General features: G+C 42.1%; 2 protein-coding genes. Both read right to left on the reverse strand.

Annotated elements, in window-relative coordinates; all coding sequences use genetic code 11:
- Positions 1–1,081 (reverse strand): cache domain-containing protein (locus tag AB4653_RS22725; protein ID WP_372105386.1); only part of this gene is annotated, 1,081 nt, incomplete at its 3' end.
- A gap of 108 nt (positions 1,082–1,189) precedes the next feature.
- Positions 1,190–1,567, reverse strand: a 378-nt coding sequence (locus AB4653_RS22730) for a helix-turn-helix domain-containing protein (protein ID WP_372105387.1), incomplete at its 5' end; no start/stop codon positions are given.

Below are 1,567 nucleotides of genomic sequence, written 5' to 3' on the forward strand. Positions count from 1 at the left end.
CGATAATACCAATGCAACTGAGAGTTAGACCGAGTAACCAACTGTTTCTTTGGTTTTTTGGTAATTCACCAAGTAGGCTACTTTCTGGGATCGACATACCAATAATCCAAGTGATGCCGTACTCATCTTCATAAGGGGTAAGTTGATTGAAATATCGTTCGTTATCTAAATTAAAACTAAAGCGCTGCACATTTAAATCATCGATTAGATGAAACTTATCTACATAACGGGCACTTTCACGTATTACCGCGTTAGCACTCTCTGTTGCTAACAAGCGCTGGCCTTTGTCTGTTTGTCCTGTTCCCCAAGAGACCACGCTGCCTCCGCCCGAATGAGCGACTAAGCGCTGTTGCTTATCAATAATATAAACAGAGGCATCCGTTTTATCTTTGAGATCCTTGAGAAAAGCATTAAAGGTGTTGATCTTAATATCGCTGGCGAGGACACCTTTGAGCTCGTTATCACTATAGATAGGAGCGAGAGCCGATAAAGTGATCTCTTGTCGTTCATCTGCATTGGCATAAATTGATGACCATACAGCCTTGTTCTGTGTCACTACTGGAGTGTACCAAGGGCGAACTCTAGGGTCATAACCTGAAATTGTGGTTCGAATGTCTCCGCTAATCGTATTACCACGATAAATGACAAGTTTGCCTTGAGTTCGATCATCCCGAGCCATTAAAGTTAAGCCGCGGTTTGTTTCTTTTCGAAAGCCGACATAGTTACCATCTTCAGAACCAAAGCCGATTACATCAAGCTGAGGGATCGCTTGAAAATGCGCAGAAAACTTGTAAAGAATATAGTCTTGAACCTGACTAAGATTTCCCTCTTTATAAAGGTTGTGATAACCGATGTTATGACTTAGTGAAAGGTTAGCGTGAAATGGCTTTTCTAAAAAATCGGCAAGGCTTTGATGAACGTTATCAGTGAGTGATGTTAGTTGGCGCGCACTAATATCACTCACCATCTCCTTGTAGCTTTGCTTTTGAGTGAAAATCATTACGCCCATAGTGAAGAGAAATATCATCACGAATGGCAGAACCACTGCGGTTCTCAAGGTAATTTGTGTTTTCAAAGACATCTTTAGCTACAGTTTGGATAGATAGTGTACTGTAATTGTACCGATACTATTCAAAGCAAGCGACACTTTTTTAGCTTTAAAAAATATGTATCTAAAGGCATATATAGATCAGTACAACTCTTTGAGTTTACGAGTCAGGGTGTTTCTTCCCCATCCTAAAACTTTCGCTGCATCTTGTTTATGGCCATTAGTATGGTTGAGTGCGGCCTCTAATAATATACGTTCAAACTCGGGTAGAGCATAAGTCAGCAGCTCTTTTTCGCCGGAATCAAGCGCACTCTTGGCCCAATTAGCCAGCAGTTGTTGCCAATTACCATCAGTACCTTCGCTGATTACAACCTTCTCTTCCAACAACTCAGGTGGTAGATCCGAAGGGAGTATTTCGCTGCCGCTCGCCATTACAGTTAGCCAACGACAAATGTTCTCAAGCTGACGTACGTTACCCGGCCAATTGAGCTGATTGAGCTTCAGAATGGTCTCTGGGTG

The organism is Vibrio sp. 10N.222.48.A3, from assembly GCF_041475345.1.
Classification (GTDB): Bacteria; Pseudomonadota; Gammaproteobacteria; order Enterobacterales; family Vibrionaceae; genus Vibrio; species Vibrio tasmaniensis_A.